Genomic DNA, 18,512 nt, shown 5'->3' with positions numbered 1-18,512 from the left:
CTGGCTGCAATCGTGGCTGGGAATACCTCCCGCCCTCCGCTGATGCATGCTTAGCTTGTTTTTCATAGGTTTACTTTCCTCTGTGGTTCGGCTTTATAATTTGCCAAAGGTTTTTCCTTTGAAGAAGTAGCAGGGGTGCTTCAGGCTTTGCATAAGCCAAAAAAGGAGTGGAACTTTGATGTATCTTTCTTTATCCCACCCTTTTTTACTATTGCATATTTCTACATACTTTCGGCGCAGCCACTGGCTGCGTAGCGGCTTGTTGCTGCTGGCACTGGCCTATATGCCGCTGTTCTGGCTGCTCACCAGTCACCCGGTGCAAGTCTGGGACGAAGCCCGGACCGGCCTGAACGGGCTCAACATTCTGCGCAACAACGAATGGTTGGTGATGCGCGATGCCGCCCAGCAACCCGACCTCTGGAACTGTAAGCCACCGCTCTGGCCCTGGCTACTAGCCTTGAGTTTCAAGCTACTGGGGCCCACAGAGCTGGGCCTGCGGCTGCCGTCGGCACTGGCCGGCCTGGCCACTGCGCTGGTGGTGTACCGCGCCGGGAGGCGCTGGCTGGGCAGCTGGGAAGGCGGCTTGCTAGCAGCCATCATTCTGCTCACTTCATCGGGCTACGTGGGCTACCATGTCACCCGGTCCGGCGACTTTGACGCCCTGCTTACCCTCTGGACCACACTGGGCACCCTTAATTGGCTACGCTACCTCACCGAAGGCCGCAACCGGGAAGCGTGGCTAGCAGGGCTGTTCTTTTTTCTGGCGGCTTTCACCAAAGGAGTGGCCGGGCTACTCTTTGGACCGGGTCTGCTAGTGGCCACACTAGCGCTCGGCCAGGGCCAACGGCTGCGGCGCCCGGCGCCCTGGCTGGCTATTCTGCTACTACTGGCGGGCATGGGTACCTGGTACGGTGTGCGCGAATTTGCCGAGCCTGGCTACTGGCAGGCCGTGTGGCAGTACGAGTTGGGTGGTCCGGCTGGCTCCCAGCTCGAAGGACACTTTACCGAGCCCTACTACTACCTGGGCATCCTGATTGAAAGCAAGTTTGTGTTTTGGCTGGTGCCGGCGCTGCTGGGCGGCCTGGTAGGCTGGAACATGCCGGCGGGTAGTCGGGGCTGGGCTCTGGCACGGCTAGCGGTATGCGTGGCGGGCACCTTTATGCTCGTGCTGGCGGCCACCCAAAACCGGCTACCGTGGTACGATGCGCCCATGTACCCGTTGCTGGCCCTACTGGCGGCGCTGGGCCTGCAGCAAGCCGGGCAGGCAGTGGCTAGTCAGCAACATTGGCACCTGGGTCCGACGACGCGCCTGGGGGGGATGCTCCTGCTAGTGTGCCTGCCCTACTGGGCGCAATGCCGCTACCTAGTCCGCATCTATGATGCCCGCTACCAGCTGGCAACCACCCGAGTGGGACCGCACCTGCACCACCAGCTCCGGGAAAAGCCCGAGATTTACGATTACTATTATGCCAACAACAGCGACAACGGCGATGTGCAGTCCTTTTACCTGCTGGCGACGGAAATGGCCAACGGGCACTACATCCAACAAGTAGCACCGGGCGAAGTGCCGGACGCCGATATCGGGCGCATGGTGGTGGTTTGTGGGGCCCGTCCTCGCCAGCTCTGGGAGAGCCGCTACCGCACCCGTCTGGTGCTGCAAACAGATTCGTGCGTCACATTGCAGCTTGAGGGACGGCGCTAGCCTGATAGTTGGTCATCAATAGCTCAACGTTAGTTTTCCCGCTCTTTTCATCCTTTCCTTACTACCGAGTGAGAAACTTCTACTTTGTCGGTGTCTTGCTAACCGCGGGCACAGCCACAGCCCAGACGGCTTCCCTACCAGCCACGGCCATACCGTCCGATACGCTGCGCCCGCATTTTCGCGGCACCTGGCCCGACTCGCTGGCGGCTGCGCCCACGCCGGGTGGCACCTTCCGGCTGCAAGGGCAGGACCAGCCCGCCCGGCCATTTCTCACCATTCAGGACCAGCTGCGCACTGTGGCCGGCGTACAGGTAACGCCCTACGACGGTAGCCCCGGCAGCGGCAACGTAGTACGCATTAGGGGAGCCAGTGTGGCGTCGGGGCTGGCCCAGCCGCTGTATGTGATTGATGGATTACCGGCTCTGAATGATGACCTGACACCGGGCCAGAGCTACGGCCTGACGGCCCCCATGGCTCCTTATGAGCCTTCCGGCACCTATCCATATCAGGCCACTATCGCCGATAGAAACGCTGAAGCGGGGGCCAGCCCAATGCAGCTTTTGCCCCCCGATGCCATTGCCAGCATTGAGGTGCTGGCTGGCCCGGCAGCCGTGGCGCGCTACGGGCCGCTGGCCGCCAATGGGGTGGTCAGCATCCGCACCCGAACCGGCCGCGCAGACCGGCCGCTCCGGGTGCGCTACGCGGCCTACCTGGGCTTGCAGCAAGTGCGCCAGCGCTACGACTTGCTCAACGCGACCCAGTATGCGCAACTGGCGAATGAAGTCATCCTGAACGCAGGCTTACCCACCGTCCCTTTCACCAATACCAATTTGGGCTCTGGCACCGACTGGCAGGCCGAAACCTACCGCAACGCCGGTGTGCAGCAGCATCAAATCAGCTTGGAAGGCGGCCGGGACAAAACGGCTTTTCTGCTCAGTCTGGATTATCGCAAGCAAAACGGCGTGCTACAGCACGCTGACCTAACCCGCCTGGGCCTGCGGCTGGCGCTGGACCAGCGCGTGGGCCAACGCCTGCACCTGCGCGGCACGGCCGCACTGGGCCAAAGTACTCAGCAGCTGCCCTACACCACAGGCAGCGCAGGAGCCACCCGCGCCGCCTTGCTGGCCCCGCCCACCCAGCCAGTGCGCAACTCCGATGGCGCATACAGCGGCTACGGCAACCCCAGTAGCTACGGTCCTGCGCTGGCCCTGACCAACCCAGTAGCGGTGGCCGACTACGCCTACCGTACCCCACGCACCCGCCGTCTGCTCACGCAGCTGGCCGCCGACTACAATGTGCTGCCGCACCTGACCGTACACGCGGCAGCCAACTTTCAGCGTACCCTGCTCAGCGCCGAAAGCAGCCGGCTTTATACTTTTTATACTGCCAATACCTTTACCCCGCCAACCGGCCAGAACTACGCCACGCAGCTTTATCGCACCAGCCAGTGGGGTGCGCAGGTGGCCGTGCGTTACCAGCAGCAGCTAGGCCTGCGGCACGCCATCGGGGCCGAAATCGATTACCAATACCAAGGCACCGACCTCATTGGCCGCACCGACTACCTATTTCAAAACGGCAGCTTCGGGTACAACGGCGGCTATTATGAGCAAACGGCCGAGCTACGCCTGCACCGGCCCTGGGCCAGCCTGCACTACAGCCTCGACAGCGCCCTGACGGTAGAAACCGGCCTGAGCTACGCCCACTACCGCAATGCCGACCGCACCGAATACTTCCCCAATGCCCAGTTAAGCTGGCAGGCCCACTCTGGCCAGCCCACGACCCTGCGCCTGTGGCTGGGAGCAGCCCGCACCAGCACCCTCGGGGCTAACTACCCACTGTTTGGCCCGGCGCAGCTTATCTCCCCGTTCGGCTACGGGACCCTGCCGAGGAGCCGTGTCCAGTCGCCACTTTATGTCGACCAGCTGGAGACGGGGCTGCATTTGGGGCGCCGCTATGGCCGCCTCACCGGCCAGCTGGTGGTTTATCAGCGCACCAGCTACCACGCCCTGCTCAGTCAGCTGGTTCCGATTTCGTTTAGCAGTGGCAACTACACCTATTTCATGGCTTATGAAGAAGCTACCATTCGTAACCAGGGACTGGAACTGACGCTGGCCGCCGACTGGCAACACGGCCGGCTGCAAGGCACCACGCGCCTAGTGGGCAGCCTCAACCGCAACCGACTACGTGAGCAGCAGGACATTTCATCGTTTAGTCCGGCCTTCGACAACCAGCCTGTAGGAACGTTTTACGGCTACCAGCAGGACGGCTTGGATGCCAATGGGGCGCGGCGTTTTGTGCAGGCCAGCAACGGGGGCAATGCGTATCTGGCCCAAAGCGTGCTCGGCAGCGGCATCCCGGCCCAACTGGCCAGTCTGAGCCAGCAGTTGCGCCTGAGTCGCCTGGCTCTTGATGCACAGCTAGACGGCATGTTTGGCTACCGGGTCCTGAACCAGCAGCTCGACCTGCTCGACACGCCCACCGGCTTCAACAACAGCGCCACTAGCGTCAATGACCGGTGGACGCGTACCCATCAGAACACCACCATTCCCGCCGCGGGTGCCCGCTCGAACGACCCTTCAACGCAGTCAAACCCGATGGGCACCACCGACCGCCTACTCGAAAACGGAGCCAATGTCCGGCTCTCTTCCCTTACCCTTACCTACCGCCTGCGCCAAACCGAAACCCAGGACATCAGCGTGTGGGTGGGCGGCCAGAATTTATTCGTGCTGACCGGCTACCGCGGCTACGACCCCAATGTGAGCAGCGGCGGGGCCACGCCCACCTACGCCGGCGTCGATTACGGGGCTGTGCCTGTGCCCCGCACCTGGCTGCTGGGTGTGAAAGCAGAGTTTTAATTAAGAATTGCCGAATCAGGAATGAAGAATTGACGTTCTGACTGTTGTTCATTTGTACCCCTGTTCCAGTCCCCATTCTTTAGCATTCAATCTCTCCCGTGATTCACTTCCAGGAATTTACCCTCGCCAATGGTCTGCGCTGCATTGTGCACGAAGATTTCAGCACGCCCATGGCCGTGCTCAACGTGATGTACGACGTGGGCTCGCGTGATGAGGACGCCGCGCACACCGGCTTTGCCCACCTGTTCGAGCACCTGATGTTCTCGGGCTCGGTCAATATTCCGAGCTACGACGAGCCCCTGCAGCGCGTGGGCGGCGAAAACAACGCCTTCACTTCGGCCGATGTTACCAACTACTACCTCTCGCTGCCGGCCGCCAACCTGGAAACCGGCTTCTGGCTCGAATCCGACCGGATGCTAAACCTGGCCTTCTCCGAAAACGGCCTCGAAGTGCAGCGCAAAGTAGTGGTGGAAGAGTTCAAGCAGAGCTACCTCAACCAGCCCTACGGCGACGTGTGGCTCCAGCTCAAGCCCCTCGCCTACCACACCCACCCCTACCAGTGGAACACCATTGGCAAGGAGATTTCGCACATCGAAAACGCCGTAATGGACGACGTGCGCGGCTTTTTCCAGAAGCATTACGCCCCGCAGAACGCCGTGTTGGTAGTGGCCGGTGCGGCCAGCCTGGCTACCGTGCGCCAGTTGGCTGAGAAGTGGTTTGGCCCCATTCCCGGCGGCCCCGCCTACCAGCGCCATCTGCCCCAGGAGCCGGTCCAGACTGCCGCTCGCTACCACACGGCCCAGGCCGCCGTGCCGCTCTCGGCGCTCTACAAAGCCTACCACATGCCCGCTCGCGGCGATGCCCGTTACCACGCCGTCGACCTGCTCAGCGATATGCTGGGCCACGGCAAATCGGCCCGCCTACACCAGCGCCTGGTCAAGGAGCTGGCCCTGTTCAATAACATTTCCTCCTCCCTCACCGGCTCGCTCGACCCCGGCCTGCTCGTCATCAGTGGCAAACTGAACGAAGGCGTGGATATCAAAGAGGCCGACGCTGCTGTGGAAGCGGTAGTGGCTGAGTTCTTGACCACCGACGTGGATGCCTACGAGTTGGAAAAAGTAAAAAACCAGGCCGAGAGCAGCCTGGTTTTTGGAGAAATTGACTTGCTGCACCGGGCCCTCAACCTGGCCTACAGCAAGCTACAGGGCGATGCCAACCTGGTGAACACCGAAAGCCAGCGCATCCAGGCCGTAACCGTGGCCGACGTCCGCGATATGGCCAACCTGGTACTGCGTCCCGAAAATTGCAACACCCTTTACTACGAAGCCGTGGCCACGCCAGAGCTGGCAGAAGCCGAATAGTCCTGTAAAAAACGAGTACCCCAAAATTTCATTTCGGCCATTGAACCCGTTGTTCTTGCGGACCGAAATGAAATTTCGGGGTACTCGTTTTTATAGCCGACGGGCTACTTCACTTTGGCCTTCACCTTGCTGGCCGCTGGAACATTGGTATCGCGGCTGAGGCTGCTGTTGGCGGGCTTCACGTAGCGCGGGCGCGGAGTGCGGTTGTCGTTGTAGCCGCCATTGGCATGGTAGCCTTCCTGCTTGCGCATGGGCACGCCGGGCGCGAGGTAAGCCGTACCGTCCTTAATGTCCTGCGAAACACCATAGCCATAAGGCTTACCGGTATGCGGATTGATTTTGACGGCGGGTTTCTTCGTGGTTTTGCGGGTGGAGTAAGGCGCAATTTTCTTGCGGGTCTGGGCACTGGCATCGGCAGCGGTAATGGCGACGAGCAGTAAAGCAGCGAAAAAGTAGCGGAACATATCAAATAGGTTAGGGAGCAACAAAAGTATCGGCTGGTCGGTGGTTATGCCTAACAGCAAGGGCGTACGCCCAAAATACAGAACGGCCATGCCAGGGCTTCCCATGCATGACCGTTCCGTTTACTTATTCATCCGACGATTAGTTGCCCAGCGTAGTTTCGGCGGCGGGCTTGCGGGCCGGGCGCACACTGTAGGGGGTCAGACCGTTGCTGGTGCGCACGTGCACCGGCATGCCGGGGGCGGCCGAAATGCTGTGGTTATCAAGCTCACCACGCGAGGGAGCAGCGGCCGTTTCGGTGGGCCAGCCACCGTTGGTAGTAGTAGCCGAGGCAACGGCCGTTTGGGGCTCATCGAGGGCAGGCCAGCCGTCGTTTACCACGGGAGTGACGGGGGTCGTTTTGAGGGCTACGCGGCGGGCCTTCTTGGCTTTGCGGGCGGCTACTTTGGTGGCTTTAGTTGTTGCTTTTTTGCTGGCGGCGGGAGTCGTCTGGGCGCTGGCTTCAGCCAACAGGAATACCGACAGGGCGAGGGTGAGGAAGGAGCGAATCATGGCTGAAGAAGTTGAAGGTGAGGTTGAAAAGTTAGTTCCCATTACTGATAAGAGACTATTCGAAAAGTATGCCAATTTCTCGTTTACCGCCGCCACACCACACAAAAAGGCCCGGCCGGTGCGAGAACGCATACCAACCGGGCCCTTTTATCGACAAACTCCCTTTTAGCGCGGCGAGAGCGTGGTGCCAGTACGGGATTTAGTAGGCGCCGGGCCATTGTAGCCCTCCACTTTCTTGGGGTTGTCCACGTTCACGGGCATTCCAGGGGCGGCGTAAGCATTCTGGCCCTTCCCATCGGCATTTTCCGTGGAGCCCACGGCGCCGTTGCCAGCCGGGCCAATATCGTTGCGCCCGCCGGGCGTCGCTTTGGCTGCCGACTGGCTTTGCATGGTAGTACTGCGCGAGGTGGTAGCACGGGCCGTACTGGTTGTTTTAGTAGTCTTTTTAACAGGCGCGGTTTGCGCAGCGGCACTGGCTACTGTCGCCAGCACTATCGAAACGGAGAAGAAGGAACGAAACAGCATAAGCAAGCAAATGTGATGGGTGAAGGAGAAAGCAGCTAGCGCCAGCAACAGCGCCCGTTGGGCATACGCGAAACACTTTCGCCGGGTGGTTTTTAGCCTACAATTAAAGCTAGCTGTCGCAGCACACCGAAATGGTACACAGGTTTGTCCCTTCGCCTTCCATCGCCCGCACCGCTCTATGCAGTCGAAAACCAGTCAACTAAAAAACCCGCCCCAACCAGCAGCAGCTGATTCGGACGGGCTTCTCATTTCACCCAGTTTTTACCTGGCGCGGCAGGCTCAGTGCTACCAGCCCGAAGGCTCAGGCGCTTTCTTCTTGGCGGGAGCAGCTTTGGGGGCCGTTTTTGCTTTGGTGGTAGTGGCGGGAGCGGCTTTTGCAGCAGCCGTTTCGGCCCCACCAGCGGCATTGCTGGCACCAGCTTCTTCCGCTGGAGCGGGCGCGGGCGTAGCGGCGGGCGCCGGAGCAGCAGCCATAGGAGCCGGTTCGGCAGGGCGTGGGGGCCAGGGCTTGGGATGGCGCACTTTGCGGTTGGCGCGACGCTCGGCAGCAGCAGCAGCATCGGCGGCCATGATGTTGCGGCCGCTCGTCAGCATTACAGGCGAGCCGGGAGCCACCGAAATGAACTGGCCCGAGCTAACGGTGGAGTTTCCGCCACCAGCACTCAATCCGCCTTTGTCGGCGGGTGCGGGCGCTGCAGCAGCGTCCGGCGTCGGCGTAGCCTCTGGGGCTGCGGGCTCGGCCACTGCGCCGCCGTTTTTCGTGGCAGCCTGGTCAGTGGCTTTGGTCGTAGTGGTGGTTTTCGTAGTGGTTTTTTTGGCGGGAGCCTTTTTGGGCGCATCGCCCCAGCCGCCGCCGGTGTCCCAGCCGCCTTGAGCAAAAGCGGAAGTAGCCAGGCCTCCTAGCAATAACAGAAGAAATAGTACACGTTTCATGATGTGGGGGTTGGGTAAATGAATATCAGGCAGGTTAACTGAATGTGTTTATGAATCGTTCGGACAGGGCCGGGACCTTGCCGTAACTTTGTGGCCTATGATGCAGGAATCAATTGCCGCTCTTGCGGCCGAAATTACAACGGCCGCGCTGAATAATAGCGCTGAACTCGATGCTTTTCGCATCAGCTACCTCGGGCGCAAAGGCCGGCTGGCCGATTTGTTCGACCAGCTTAAGACCGTGCCCAATGAGGAGAAGCGCGCCGTAGGCCAGCAGCTCAACGCCCTGAAGCAGCAGGCCCAGGCCCGTTTCGACGAGGCCCAGCAAGCCGCCGAAGCCGCTGCCGACAACGCCCCCGCCAACCCGGACTTCGACTACACCTTGCCCACGGTGCCCAACGCCCTGGGCACCCGCCACCCCCTGAGCCTGGTGCGCGAGGAGATGCTGCGTGTATTCGCCCGCATCGGCTTTGCTGTGGCCGAAGGCCCTGAAATTGAGGACGATTGGCACAACTTCACAGCCCTCAACTTCCCCGAAAATCATCCGGCCCGCGACATGCAGGACACGTTTTTCGTGGCCCCGGTGTCGCACGCGGCCGGCGCGGATAATGCCGGCGCAACCGGCGATGCCGCTACCGGCGCACCCAATTTGCCCCACTTGCTGCGCACCCACACCAGCACTGTGCAGGTACGCGTGATGGAAACCGAACCGCTGCCCATCCGCCGGGTGATGCCGGGCCGGGTGTTCCGCAACGAGGCCATTTCTGCCCGCGCTCATATGATGTTCCACCAAGTGGAGGGCATTTTTATTGACGAAGGCGTGAGCTTTGCTGACCTGAAGCAGACGGTGTATTACTTCGTGCAAGAGCTGTTTGGAGCTGACATTAATATTCGCTTCCGCCCTAGCTTCTTCCCCTTCACCGAACCCAGCGCCGAAATTGACATCACCTGCCTGATTTGCAAGGGCGCGGGCTGCAACATCTGCAAGTACTCGGGCTGGGTCGAAATCGGCGGTTGTGGCATGGTGGACCCCGCCGTGCTCGAAAACGCTAAAATTGACTCCGATAAATACTCGGGCTACGCCTGGGGCATGGGCATCGAGCGCATTGCCATGCTTAAGTACCAGATTAAGGACCTACGCCTGTTCACCGAGAACGATATGCGTTTCCTGCGGCAGTTCGAGGCGCTGTAAGAGCCTCGTAGTTATAAAGGCGGGCGTGCTGAGCGCCGCCGAAGCACCTCTATGATAGCAGTAAACCAAATTACTAGCCCGGTAGAGATGCTTCGGCAGCGCTCAGCATGCCCGCCTTTTCCGGTTTTTCCTGCACAACCGTTTCCCGCTTTTTCGCATCCTTGCAGCTATGACTGCACCCCTACCGTCCGTACCCACTCCGCTCGATTCCTTCCTCAGCCAGAAGCTTCGGTTTTGGTCGCTGGTGGCCATGGTACTGCTGATTTATGTGCATGCCTATAACCTGCACCCGCGCTACCTGCAGCCCTTCACGCCGGTTAATGAACCTTTAGGACCAGGTACTTGGCTGCAATATTTCCTGGCTAATGGGGTGCTGCGCTTCCGCATTCCCATTCTATTTGCCATTTCGGGCTACCTGTTTGCGCGGCGTGAGGGCACGGAGCCGCACGGCCAGCGCGTGCGGCGGCGCCTGCGCACCCTGGGCCTTCCCTACCTGTTCTGGAGCTTGCTGTGGCTGGCGGTACTGTGGGCGCTGGAGCAGTTCCCTGTGACGCGCCAAGCCGTTGTTGATGCCGAAATCAGCCCGTTCTGGCCCCGGCAGCTGCTCGGCCAGTACTCGGTGGGTGAGCTGGTGCAGCGCTGGCTGGTGGTACCGGCCCCGTTTCAGCTGTGGTTTCTGCGCAGCTTGCTGATGTATAATCTGGCCTATCCGTGGCTGCGGGTGGCCATTTTGCGCAAGCCGGCCATCTACTTCAGCGTGGCGGGGCTGCTGTGGTTTTTTATGGTGCCGCTACCGTTGGTGGAGGGCGACGGGCTGTTGTTTTTCGGGCTGGGCATGTGGCTGGCACTGCGCCACCAGGAGGTGCTGGTACCGCCACACTGGTTCCGGCCGATGCTATTCGCAGGATTATGGCTGGGCAGCGCGGCGCTGAAAACCTGGTTGGCGTTCTACGTCGAGCCGCCATTTTCGCTGCCGCTGGGGCTAAGCATGCTGGCGCTGCACAGAGTAGGCGAAATCAGCGGGATGCTGGCAGCTTGGTTTGGGCTGAATGGGCTGGTGCGCTGGTGCATGGCGCAGACCTGGTTTCGGTGGCTGACGGGCTTTTCGTTTATGATTTACGTGCTGCACGTGCCCCTGGTGAACTATACCACCGAGCTGGCGTTGCGCTACTGGCGCGCCGTTCCGCACATCCATTTGCTTACCTACCTCGCCTTGCCCCTGCTGGTAGCGGCTGTGAGCGTGGGCATTGGCGCGGTGTTGCGCTGGGTGGCTCCGGGTATTTATGCGGTGCTTACTGGTGGTCGGGGACTGGCTACGTCGTAATTTTGGGGTTCGGCCGGCAAGCAATCTATCCTATTCGCGCTTGCAGCCTTGTTCCATCGACGCGGCTGATGCCCTTGCCCGCATTAATGCATCAGCGAAATCACGGTTAATCAGTTTAAATCAGCGCTTGTGAAAGTTAGAAATCAGACCCAGAATAAAGTTAACGTCATCACCCTCGGCTGCTCGAAGAACATCGTGGACTCGGAAGTACTGATGGGCCAGCTGCAAGCCAACCAGTTTGATGTGACGCACGAGGCCGAAAAATCCGATGCCAACATTGTCATTATCAACACCTGTGGCTTTATTGATAATGCCAAGCAGGAAAGCATCGATACCATCCTGCGCTACGCGGATGAGAAGGAAGCTGGCCGCCTTGAAAAACTGTACGTAACGGGTTGCCTCTCGCAGCGCTATAAGGACGAGCTGGAAGTCGAAATCCCGCAGGTAGACGCCTATTTCGGCACGCTGGAGCTGCCCCAGATGCTGAAAGTGCTCAACGCCGACTACAAGCACGAACTCATCGGCGAGCGGCTGATTACCACGCCACGCCACTACGCCTATTTCAAAATCGCGGAGGGCTGCAACCGCCCCTGCTCGTTCTGCGCCATCCCACTGATGCGCGGCAAGCACGTAGACCGGCCCATTGAGGACCTTGTGAAGGAAGCCAAGCGCTTGGCCGGTATGGGCACCAAAGAGTTGATTCTCATTGCCCAGGACCTGACCTACTATGGCCTGCAAGCCTACGGCGAACGCAAGCTTGCCGACCTGCTCCGCAACCTGTCCGATGTGAACGGCATCGACTGGATTCGGCTGCAGTACGCCTACCCCTCGCAGTTCCCGTTGGATGCATTGGACGTGATGGCCGAGCGCGAAAATATTTGCAAGTACCTCGACATGCCCCTGCAGCACGGCTCCGACAACATGCTAAAAACCATGCGCCGGGGCATCACCAAGCGCCGTACCATCGAGCTGGTGGACACCATTCGGCAGCGTGTGCCGGGCATTGCGTTGCGCACCACGCTTATTTCGGGCCACCCCGGCGAGACCGAGCAGGACTTCCAGGAAATGTATGACTTCGTGGAGCAAACCCGCTTTGAGCGCCTGGGCATCTTCACCTACTCACACGAGGAAAACACGCACTCCCACACCCTCGTGGATGACGTGCCAGTCGAAGTGAAGCAGGAGCGCGCCGATGCCATTATGGAGCTGCAACAGGGTATTTCGATGGAGCTGAACGAGGCCCGCGTGGGCCAAACCTACAAGGTACTGTTCGACCGCAAGGAAAGTGGCCATTTCGTGGGCCGCACGGAGTTCGACTCGCCCGAGGTGGACAATGAAGTGCTGGTGCCCGTGGAAAAAGACACGTTCGTGCGGCTAGGTGACTTTGCCAACGTGAAGATTGATTCAGCTTCAGATTTCGACCTGTACGGCCACCTGGTCTGAACCACGGATTTGGCGGATTTTTCGGATTAATCGGATTTTGTGGACGGCGCGGGCGCCGCGCCGTCCATTATAACTTTTCCGGCGGGGCCTGGTTTTGTGCGGACTTTTGCCATTGGCTAAGGTTCACTCCGAACCCGGCCCCGTTTGCTTTACCATGCCTACTCGCTGTACCACGCTGCCCTACGCCGAAACCGGCGCCTTCTCGGGCCTGCTCACTGATTACATTGCCCAGAAGCCCGCCCTGGCCCCGTTCTACAACCGTTGGCCCGCGCTGGAAAATTTCGCCGCTCAAATAGAGGAGAAAAAAGCGGCCTACACGCCCGAGGCACGGCAGCGGCTGGTAACCGCGCTGCGCGAACAGTACGACGGTAATGCACCAGCCGCCGTAGCGGCAAACATCGAATTGCTGGCTCAGGAAACCACCTTCACCGTCACCACCGGGCATCAGCTCAACCTGCTTACGGGGCCGCTGTATTTCATCTACAAAATTGTGTCGGCCATCAAGCTGAGCCGCGAGTTGAAGGCGAAATACCCGCAGTATGATTTCGTGCCGGTGTACTGGATGGCGACCGAGGACCACGACTTTGCCGAAATCAACCACTTTTCGCTTTTCGGAAAAACCTACGCCTGGGATGCGGCCGGTACCGGCGGGCCAGTCGGCCGCCTGGCCTTGGATGGCATCGACGAGCAGCTGCTGAGCCAACTACCGCCCGAAGTGCCGACGGCTTTTCACGAAGCCTATTCAACCTCAATAAACCTGGCCGAAGCTACTCGCAAGCTGGCCGATGCGCTGTTTGGCGAGTTCGGATTGGTGACGCTAGACGCCGACCGGCCAGCCCTGAAACAGGCCTTGGTACCGCTGCTGACCAAGGAGATTCAGGAGCAGGTTTCCAATGCGGCCGTGCAGGCCACCAATGCCCAACTCACCGCCGCTGGCTACAAGCCGCAGGTGTATTCACGCCCCATCAACCTGTTTTTTATCACCGATGAGGGCAAGCGGGAGCGCCTCGAACCCGACGCCAACGGTGCCGACTGCGTGGAAGTGACCATCCGCAATACGGCCAAGTGCCACAGCCAGGCCGAACTGCTGGAACTAGCCCAAACGCACCCCGAGCAGTTCAGCCCCAACGTGGTGCTGCGGCCGGTGTACCAGGAAATTCTGCTGCCCAACCTGGTGTACATCGGCGGCGGGGCCGAGGTGGCGTACTGGTTCCAGCTGAAGGACGTGTTTGCGGCGTTTGGGGTGCCCTACCCCATCGTGCTGCCGCGCAACTCGGCCGAATACATCAGCCGCGTTAATGCGGGCAAGCTGAAAAAGCTAGGCCTGACTTCGCTGGAAGTATTCCGGCCGATGCCTGAGCTGAAAAAGCAGGTCGGCGCCACGCTGGGCCAGGAAGAAATCAGCCTGAAGGAGCAGCAGCAGGCCCTGGCTGCGGCTTTTCAGCAGGTGCAGGACGTAGCCCAGCGCCTCGACCCCACGTTGGTAAAAACTGTGGCTGCCGAAGCCCAGAAAGCCGCCGCCGGCCTCGCCGGCCTCGAAAAGCGCCTCAGCAAAGCCGCCGAAACCAAGCACGAAACGGCCTACACGCAGTTGGCCGCCCTCAAGGAAAAGCTGTTCCCCGGCGGCGGCTTGCAGGAGCGCAGCGAAAATGTGCTCAGCATTCTGATTAACAACCCCGGCTTTATCGAGCAGCTTCTGGAAGCGTTTGAGCCGTTGGCATTGGAATTTGCGGTGCTGGAGGAAGAATAATTCAGTAGTTTGGGGGTCTTAACTCTGTTCGTTATGTGCCGCTACGGAATGACTACCTACAAGCCGCATTATGCGTGCTTTGAATGCCGCAAGACATTTAAGCGGCGGTTATTGAAGGATATAAAAACGCCTGATGCGCACCCCTCGGCCGCTGCAAAATGCCCCGAATGCGGCAGCCTAATGGCCGATATGGGGCTTGATTTTAAGTCTCCTCTTAGAGATGACCTCAAGGCGTGGCAACACATGCGCAACCTATACGCCGTGGGCATCACCTATCATTCGTGCGGATGTAGTGGGCCCGGTTATATCCCCGCTGACGCTGCTGCACTTGCCAATTTATTCCTTCACAGGAAAGAAGAATACATTCGCAATCTGCGCTTTTGGCTGAATAAAGCTGACCCCGTCAATGCAAAGGATATTGACCGGGACAAAGCAAGAAATTCTAATGAATACGGAAAGGTGTACCATCTACAGGGCAAAAAAGGCGGAGTCGTAGCCCAGGAAGCTGTTGCATATTGGACTGAGCAGCTACATGCTGTTGAGCATAATTTAGGCAAAGTGCTTGCTGGGATTTAAGAAATTCCAGCAAGCACTTTGTTTGCTGTATAAAACTGAAAGCCAAGATATTATTTCAAAGCAGCAACCTGCCGCTGGACTTACTGATTAACAACCCAAATTCATCAAGCAACCCACTGATGCTTTTAAGGTACTGGAAAAAAAGCAGGTAGCCAGACTCATTGCCTAAAGTAACTTCTGTAGACCCATGCGCATCTTCTTCGTAGCCGCTGGTTTTCTTTCGCTGGTCACGAGTGGAAATGCGTGGGGCCAGGCGAGTTATTCAGGCACGATTGGTACACTTTCTATCGAGTTGGCGCTGGATTCCCAGGGCGAAGGGGAAATGGATGGGACGTATTTCTACAAGAAATTCGGCACACCTATCGCGCTGCACGGTACCAGCGCCAAGGGCGTCCTTACGCTCACCGAAAGCGACGGGCGCGGCAAACCCTCCGCCCGCCTCACGATACCCACCTTCGCCACCGACCAGCAAAGCATTGTCGGCACCTGGCAAAACCTGACCACCGGCCAGAAGCTGCCCCTCCTGCTCACCCAACAAGCCACGTCTGGTCCGGACCAGGATTCCACTGGCTTGCAGGAGCTATTGCAGGCTTCCGCGTTGAAAACGTGCTACTTCAAAGTTGTTTTGAGCAGTAGCGAAAGCATCAGCAGCGTGAAGCTGTATGAGAAAAGAACGGGCCGGCTTGTGCAGGAAGTCAAGGCCGACTGTGAGTCGCGGGGCATCCGAAGCGTATCGGTGGGCGACTTCAATTTTGATGGCCTGGAGGACTTTGCCGTGTATCAGCAGGGCTTTGCGGGCCCGAATACGGCCAGCCTGTATTTCCTGTACGACCCCAACACGAAGCAGTACATCGACAGCGGCTTTGAGGGCGTTTCACTACAATTTGACGCGAAAACCAAGCGCGTTTCCGAAACCAACTCCTGTTGCGCCGGCTCCTCGGTGCAAAATTCAGTCTACAAAATAGTCCGCAACCGGATGGTGCTAGTAGAACAGCACTGCTACAAGTGGGACGAGAAAAAGCAGGAGTTGGTGGAGCGCAAACTGAGCGCTTGCCAGTGAAATTCGGGGCGCTACAGCCACCGCAAAGGCCACCCATCCGCTACGCGTAGTGGGTAAAAGGCGTGTGAGTGCTAACATATCAAAGCCGTGAAGCAGTAACTTTTGTAGCTATTTATTGTCGCTAAACAGAATCGCGCAGCGACAGGCTTGTAGTAAAGGCGTAATAAAAGCTACAGTCGCATATCCGTGAGTGCTACCGGGCTGCCAACTGAAACCTAGCTTCTTCCACGCGATGTCATCGTGACCAGCCCCATCGTGCGCGGCCCCATCACTGTCGATTTGAGCGCCGACCAGTTGGTGCTGAACGAGGATTTCTTCTTGGCTATTGAGATGCTAAAATGGACCAACCCCGCTCCTACCGGGGCCGAATTGGCCTTTTCTGCCTCCCTGGGCTATTTCCACAACGAAATCTATTATCGCCACACCAGTCAGGCTTCCTGGAAAAGGGCTTCGATTGGAGCGCTGATGGCCGGCATGCAGCCCCGCCTCAGCTTTTTTGTAACTGTAAACGATTAGCCCATCGGATGGCATTCGGACCGGGTGCGGTTTATTTGCGCTAGCCGGAGCCCAATGCCGCAAAAGGACGCTACTCACCCATGTTCGCCAAAGCCACCAAAGCCGACCTGCGCCGCACCGCCCTGGCCCGCCGCATGGCGCTGGACTCGGGCGAGGTGGCGCGCCGGAGCGACAAGCTGCGCGAGAACCTGTTCCGCCAGTTTCCGGTGGACGCTTGGCAGTGGCTGCACCTATTTCTGCCCTTGGCCAAGCGGAACGAGCCCGACACCTGGGGCTTTATCAGTTGGGTGTGGAGCGAGGCACTGCCCTTGCGCCTGGCCGCGCCCGTGGTGCAGCCCGATGGCATCTCGCTGAAGCACTATGAGCTGACGCCGGATGGCCAGAACACCCTAAACCGCTGGGGCATTACGGAGCCGGTGCCCCACCCCGTCACCGCGCCAGAGGTATTTCCGGTTTTGCTGGATGCCGTGCTGGTGCCACTGCTGGCCGTGGACCGCACCGGCCAGCGCGTGGGCTACGGCGGGGGCTTCTACGACCGGTTTCTGGCCCAGTGCCGGCCGGGTACGCAGTTTATCGGCCTTAACCTGCTCAATGAGCCGCCCGTCCGCCGCATTGCCGACGTGCTACCTACCGATGTGCCGCTCACGGCCTACATCACGCCGGGTCGGGTGTGGCGGTTTTAGAGCCGGTATTGGGTGGCGTAGGAACAGACCCTGCTCAAATGCCGCCCAGCAGCCCTCACTAATTCCCTTTAGACAAGCTGACAGAACGCTGAACAGGCCGTTCTGGTATGCGCCTGAAAATTTAATTTTTACATATAATACCCTTACAATAAGGCAATAGCGCTTCGCGTTCATTGGGTATCGTTCACCTTTTAAAGCACGGAACCCATGGCCGAAATCCAACCGCAAGCCGCCAGCGCGCATAAGTCCGGCAAACGACGAGCAAAAAAGATGTCGACCCGCATCGACATGACGCCGATGGTGGACCTGGCGTTTCTGCTGCTCACCTTCTTCATGCTCACCACCACCTTCGCCAAGCCCTACAACCTGGAGCTGACGATGCCGGTGAAAAGCAACGAGCCCAATGATGTGGCGCGGTCGAAGGCGATGACCATTCTGCTGGGCAAAGGCCACAAGGTGCACTACTTCTTTGGCCTGAATGCGCCGCAAGACAAAACGGTAGCGGTGCCCGAATTGAAGACGACCTCCTTCGCGGCCGACGGCATCCGGCAAGTACTTCTGACGCGGATGCGCCAGCAGCCCGGCCTGGTGGTCCTCATCAAGCCCACCGACGAATCTAAATACCAGGACATGATTGATATTCTGGACGAGATGAGCATCACCAACCAGAAAAAGTATGCCCTCGTCAAGACTACCCCAGCCGACTTAACACTCCTTAAAACCCCCACCCTATGATGAATAATGCTCAGCTGGCCACCGCCAGCCTCGACGACATCGTGTTCGATGGTCGCAACCGCCACTATGGGGCCTACGAGCTCCGGGCGCTTTACCAGCGCCACATGACCCGGGCGCTCATTATTGCCACGGCTGTGTGTGCGCTGCTGCTGGTATTTCCGCTGGTAGCGCAACTCTTGAAGAAAGACGTGGTGACAGTGGTGCCACCTATCATCGTAGAGTCGAACCCGACCATTATCGACATGCCGGAAGAACTGAAAGTGCTGCCTCCTCCTCCAGCTGCTAGCCGGCCAGCGGTGCCGCCCCCCCAGCCCCCTACGGTGCAAGACATTGTGCCTGTAGTAACAACTGACGACAAAGTGACACCCAACGATAAGGTGCCTGACCAAAGTGAGCTTGTTGATGCTAAGCCCGGCCTAGTGACCCAGATTGGCGAAATTGGTGCCGACCCCAATGCCAGTCTCGATGATTTAAAGATTGGCACTGGCCCTGGTGGAGATGTCACCGGTGAAACCGTTACCGAAAAGCCCTACTTCTATGTGGAACAAATGCCACAGTTACCAGGTGGTGGCGGGCAGGCGGCTATTGTAGCGGCTATTCAGAAAGCCGCTCGTTACCCTGGCGAAGCCCTGCGCAATCAGGTAGAAGGTAAAGTATTTGTAAGCTTCGTGGTAAATCCGCTAGGTGAAGTAACTGATGTGAAAGTAATTAAGGGATTAGGCGCCGGTTTAGATGAAGAAACCATCCGTGCCGTAAAAACCTTGCCCCGGTTCATTCCTGGTAAGCAAAACGGCCGGGCTGTAAGCGTAGCCTACACCGTGCCGATTAGCTTCAAGATTCAATAGC

The 18,512-nt window shown here is 58.9% G+C and carries 17 protein-coding genes; 13 read left to right on the top strand and 4 right to left on the bottom strand.

Annotated features, from left to right (window positions below):
* Positions 1 to 211 precede the first annotated feature (211 nt).
* The 3 genes from J4E00_RS15470 (at position 212) to J4E00_RS15460 (ending at position 5,918) form a co-directional block, all read left to right on the top strand.
* Entirely contained in the window at positions 212 to 1,702 is a 1,491-nt protein-coding gene (locus J4E00_RS15470; RefSeq protein WP_208176090.1) for an ArnT family glycosyltransferase, read from the top strand.
* A gap of 68 nt (positions 1,703 to 1,770) precedes the next feature.
* On the top strand, positions 1,771 to 4,557 hold the full coding sequence (locus J4E00_RS15465) for a TonB-dependent receptor plug domain-containing protein (RefSeq protein ID WP_208176089.1): 2,787 nt from the start codon (positions 1,771 to 1,773) through the stop codon (positions 4,555 to 4,557).
* A 98-nt stretch (positions 4,558 to 4,655) separates the two neighbouring features.
* Entirely contained in the window at positions 4,656 to 5,918 is a 1,263-nt protein-coding gene (locus J4E00_RS15460) for a M16 family metallopeptidase (RefSeq protein ID WP_208176088.1), read from the top strand.
* Positions 5,919 to 6,022: 104 nt separating this feature from the next.
* Here J4E00_RS15460 and J4E00_RS15455 read toward each other — a convergent pair whose 3' ends face one another.
* From J4E00_RS15455 to J4E00_RS15440, 4 genes are all read right to left on the bottom strand, one after another.
* On the bottom strand, positions 6,023 to 6,382 hold the full coding sequence (locus J4E00_RS15455; RefSeq protein ID WP_208176087.1) for a hypothetical protein: 360 nt from the start codon (positions 6,380 to 6,382) through the stop codon (positions 6,023 to 6,025).
* 139 nt (positions 6,383 to 6,521) lie between these two features.
* Entirely contained in the window at positions 6,522 to 6,932 is a 411-nt protein-coding gene (locus J4E00_RS15450) for a hypothetical protein (RefSeq protein WP_208176086.1), read from the bottom strand.
* Between the two features lie 165 nt (positions 6,933 to 7,097).
* Positions 7,098 to 7,457, bottom strand: a complete 360-nt coding sequence (locus J4E00_RS15445) for a hypothetical protein (protein ID WP_208176085.1) — start codon at positions 7,455 to 7,457, stop codon at positions 7,098 to 7,100.
* Between the two features lie 285 nt (positions 7,458 to 7,742).
* The gene (locus J4E00_RS15440; RefSeq protein WP_208176084.1) at positions 7,743 to 8,390 is read right to left on the bottom strand and encodes a hypothetical protein; all 648 of its coding nucleotides are present in this window, start codon (positions 8,388 to 8,390) and stop codon (positions 7,743 to 7,745) included.
* A gap of 100 nt (positions 8,391 to 8,490) precedes the next feature.
* Here J4E00_RS15440 and pheS point away from each other — a divergent pair, with 100 nt between their 5' ends.
* From pheS to J4E00_RS15390, 10 genes are all read left to right on the top strand, one after another.
* Positions 8,491 to 9,579 (top strand): phenylalanine--tRNA ligase subunit alpha, encoded by a 1,089-nt coding sequence (pheS, locus tag J4E00_RS15435; protein ID WP_236049869.1) that lies wholly within the window; start codon positions 8,491 to 8,493, stop codon positions 9,577 to 9,579.
* Between the two features lie 169 nt (positions 9,580 to 9,748).
* Positions 9,749 to 10,903: an acyltransferase family protein gene (locus tag J4E00_RS15430; RefSeq protein ID WP_208176082.1), complete on the top strand. Its 1,155-nt coding sequence runs from the start codon at positions 9,749 to 9,751 to the stop codon at positions 10,901 to 10,903.
* 129 nt (positions 10,904 to 11,032) lie between these two features.
* Positions 11,033 to 12,346: a 30S ribosomal protein S12 methylthiotransferase RimO gene (gene rimO / locus J4E00_RS15425; RefSeq protein WP_208176081.1), complete on the top strand. Its 1,314-nt coding sequence runs from the start codon at positions 11,033 to 11,035 to the stop codon at positions 12,344 to 12,346.
* 154 nt (positions 12,347 to 12,500) lie between these two features.
* Complete coding sequence (bshC, locus tag J4E00_RS15420; RefSeq protein WP_208176080.1) at positions 12,501 to 14,096, top strand: bacillithiol biosynthesis cysteine-adding enzyme BshC; 1,596 nt, start codon at positions 12,501 to 12,503, stop codon at positions 14,094 to 14,096.
* Positions 14,097 to 14,129: 33 nt separating this feature from the next.
* A complete protein-coding gene (locus J4E00_RS15415; RefSeq protein WP_208176079.1) occupies positions 14,130 to 14,672 on the top strand; it encodes a hypothetical protein in 543 nt (180 codons plus the stop codon).
* Positions 14,673 to 14,859: 187 nt separating this feature from the next.
* Positions 14,860 to 15,732, top strand: a complete 873-nt coding sequence (locus tag J4E00_RS15410) for an FG-GAP repeat protein (protein WP_208176078.1) — start codon at positions 14,860 to 14,862, stop codon at positions 15,730 to 15,732.
* A 240-nt stretch (positions 15,733 to 15,972) separates the two neighbouring features.
* Positions 15,973 to 16,248 carry a hypothetical protein gene (locus tag J4E00_RS15405; RefSeq protein WP_208176077.1) on the top strand — a complete coding sequence of 92 codons (276 nt, stop codon included), beginning with the start codon at positions 15,973 to 15,975 and terminating at the stop codon, positions 16,246 to 16,248.
* 80 nt (positions 16,249 to 16,328) lie between these two features.
* Positions 16,329 to 16,931: a 5-formyltetrahydrofolate cyclo-ligase gene (locus J4E00_RS15400; RefSeq protein ID WP_208176076.1), complete on the top strand. Its 603-nt coding sequence runs from the start codon at positions 16,329 to 16,331 to the stop codon at positions 16,929 to 16,931.
* A gap of 207 nt (positions 16,932 to 17,138) precedes the next feature.
* Positions 17,139 to 17,666, top strand: a complete 528-nt coding sequence (locus J4E00_RS15395) for an ExbD/TolR family protein (RefSeq protein WP_208176075.1) — start codon at positions 17,139 to 17,141, stop codon at positions 17,664 to 17,666.
* Positions 17,663 to 18,511: an energy transducer TonB gene (locus J4E00_RS15390; RefSeq protein WP_236049831.1), complete on the top strand. Its 849-nt coding sequence runs from the start codon at positions 17,663 to 17,665 to the stop codon at positions 18,509 to 18,511. The genes J4E00_RS15395 and J4E00_RS15390 overlap by 4 nt, the downstream gene beginning before the upstream one ends.
* Position 18,512 lies beyond the last annotated feature (1 nt).

Source organism: Hymenobacter negativus, assembly GCF_017571495.1.
Classification (GTDB): domain Bacteria; phylum Bacteroidota; class Bacteroidia; order Cytophagales; family Hymenobacteraceae; genus Hymenobacter; species Hymenobacter negativus.
The sequence above is the reverse complement of the archived record's forward strand: the minus strand, read 5'-3'. Positions and strand labels throughout refer to the sequence as shown.

Coding starts and splice junctions, on each gene's coding strand:
- J4E00_RS15450 (WP_208176086.1), bottom strand. CDS start 6,932: ATGATTCGCTCCTTCCTCACCCTCGCCCTGTCGGTATTCCTGTTGGCT.
- J4E00_RS15415 (WP_208176079.1), top strand. CDS start 14,130: ATGTGCCGCTACGGAATGACTACCTACAAGCCGCATTATGCGTGCTTT.
- J4E00_RS15410 (WP_208176078.1), top strand. CDS start 14,860: ATGCGCATCTTCTTCGTAGCCGCTGGTTTTCTTTCGCTGGTCACGAGT.
- J4E00_RS15395 (WP_208176075.1), top strand. CDS start 17,139: ATGGCCGAAATCCAACCGCAAGCCGCCAGCGCGCATAAGTCCGGCAAA.
- J4E00_RS15430 (WP_208176082.1), top strand. CDS start 9,749: ATGACTGCACCCCTACCGTCCGTACCCACTCCGCTCGATTCCTTCCTC.
- J4E00_RS15455 (WP_208176087.1), bottom strand. CDS start 6,382: ATGTTCCGCTACTTTTTCGCTGCTTTACTGCTCGTCGCCATTACCGCT.
- J4E00_RS15440 (WP_208176084.1), bottom strand. CDS start 8,390: ATGAAACGTGTACTATTTCTTCTGTTATTGCTAGGAGGCCTGGCTACT.
- pheS (WP_236049869.1), top strand. CDS start 8,491: ATGCAGGAATCAATTGCCGCTCTTGCGGCCGAAATTACAACGGCCGCG.
- J4E00_RS15445 (WP_208176085.1), bottom strand. CDS start 7,457: ATGCTGTTTCGTTCCTTCTTCTCCGTTTCGATAGTGCTGGCGACAGTA.
- J4E00_RS15400 (WP_208176076.1), top strand. CDS start 16,329: ATGTTCGCCAAAGCCACCAAAGCCGACCTGCGCCGCACCGCCCTGGCC.
- J4E00_RS15390 (WP_236049831.1), top strand. CDS start 17,663: ATGATGAATAATGCTCAGCTGGCCACCGCCAGCCTCGACGACATCGTG.
- bshC (WP_208176080.1), top strand. CDS start 12,501: ATGCCTACTCGCTGTACCACGCTGCCCTACGCCGAAACCGGCGCCTTC.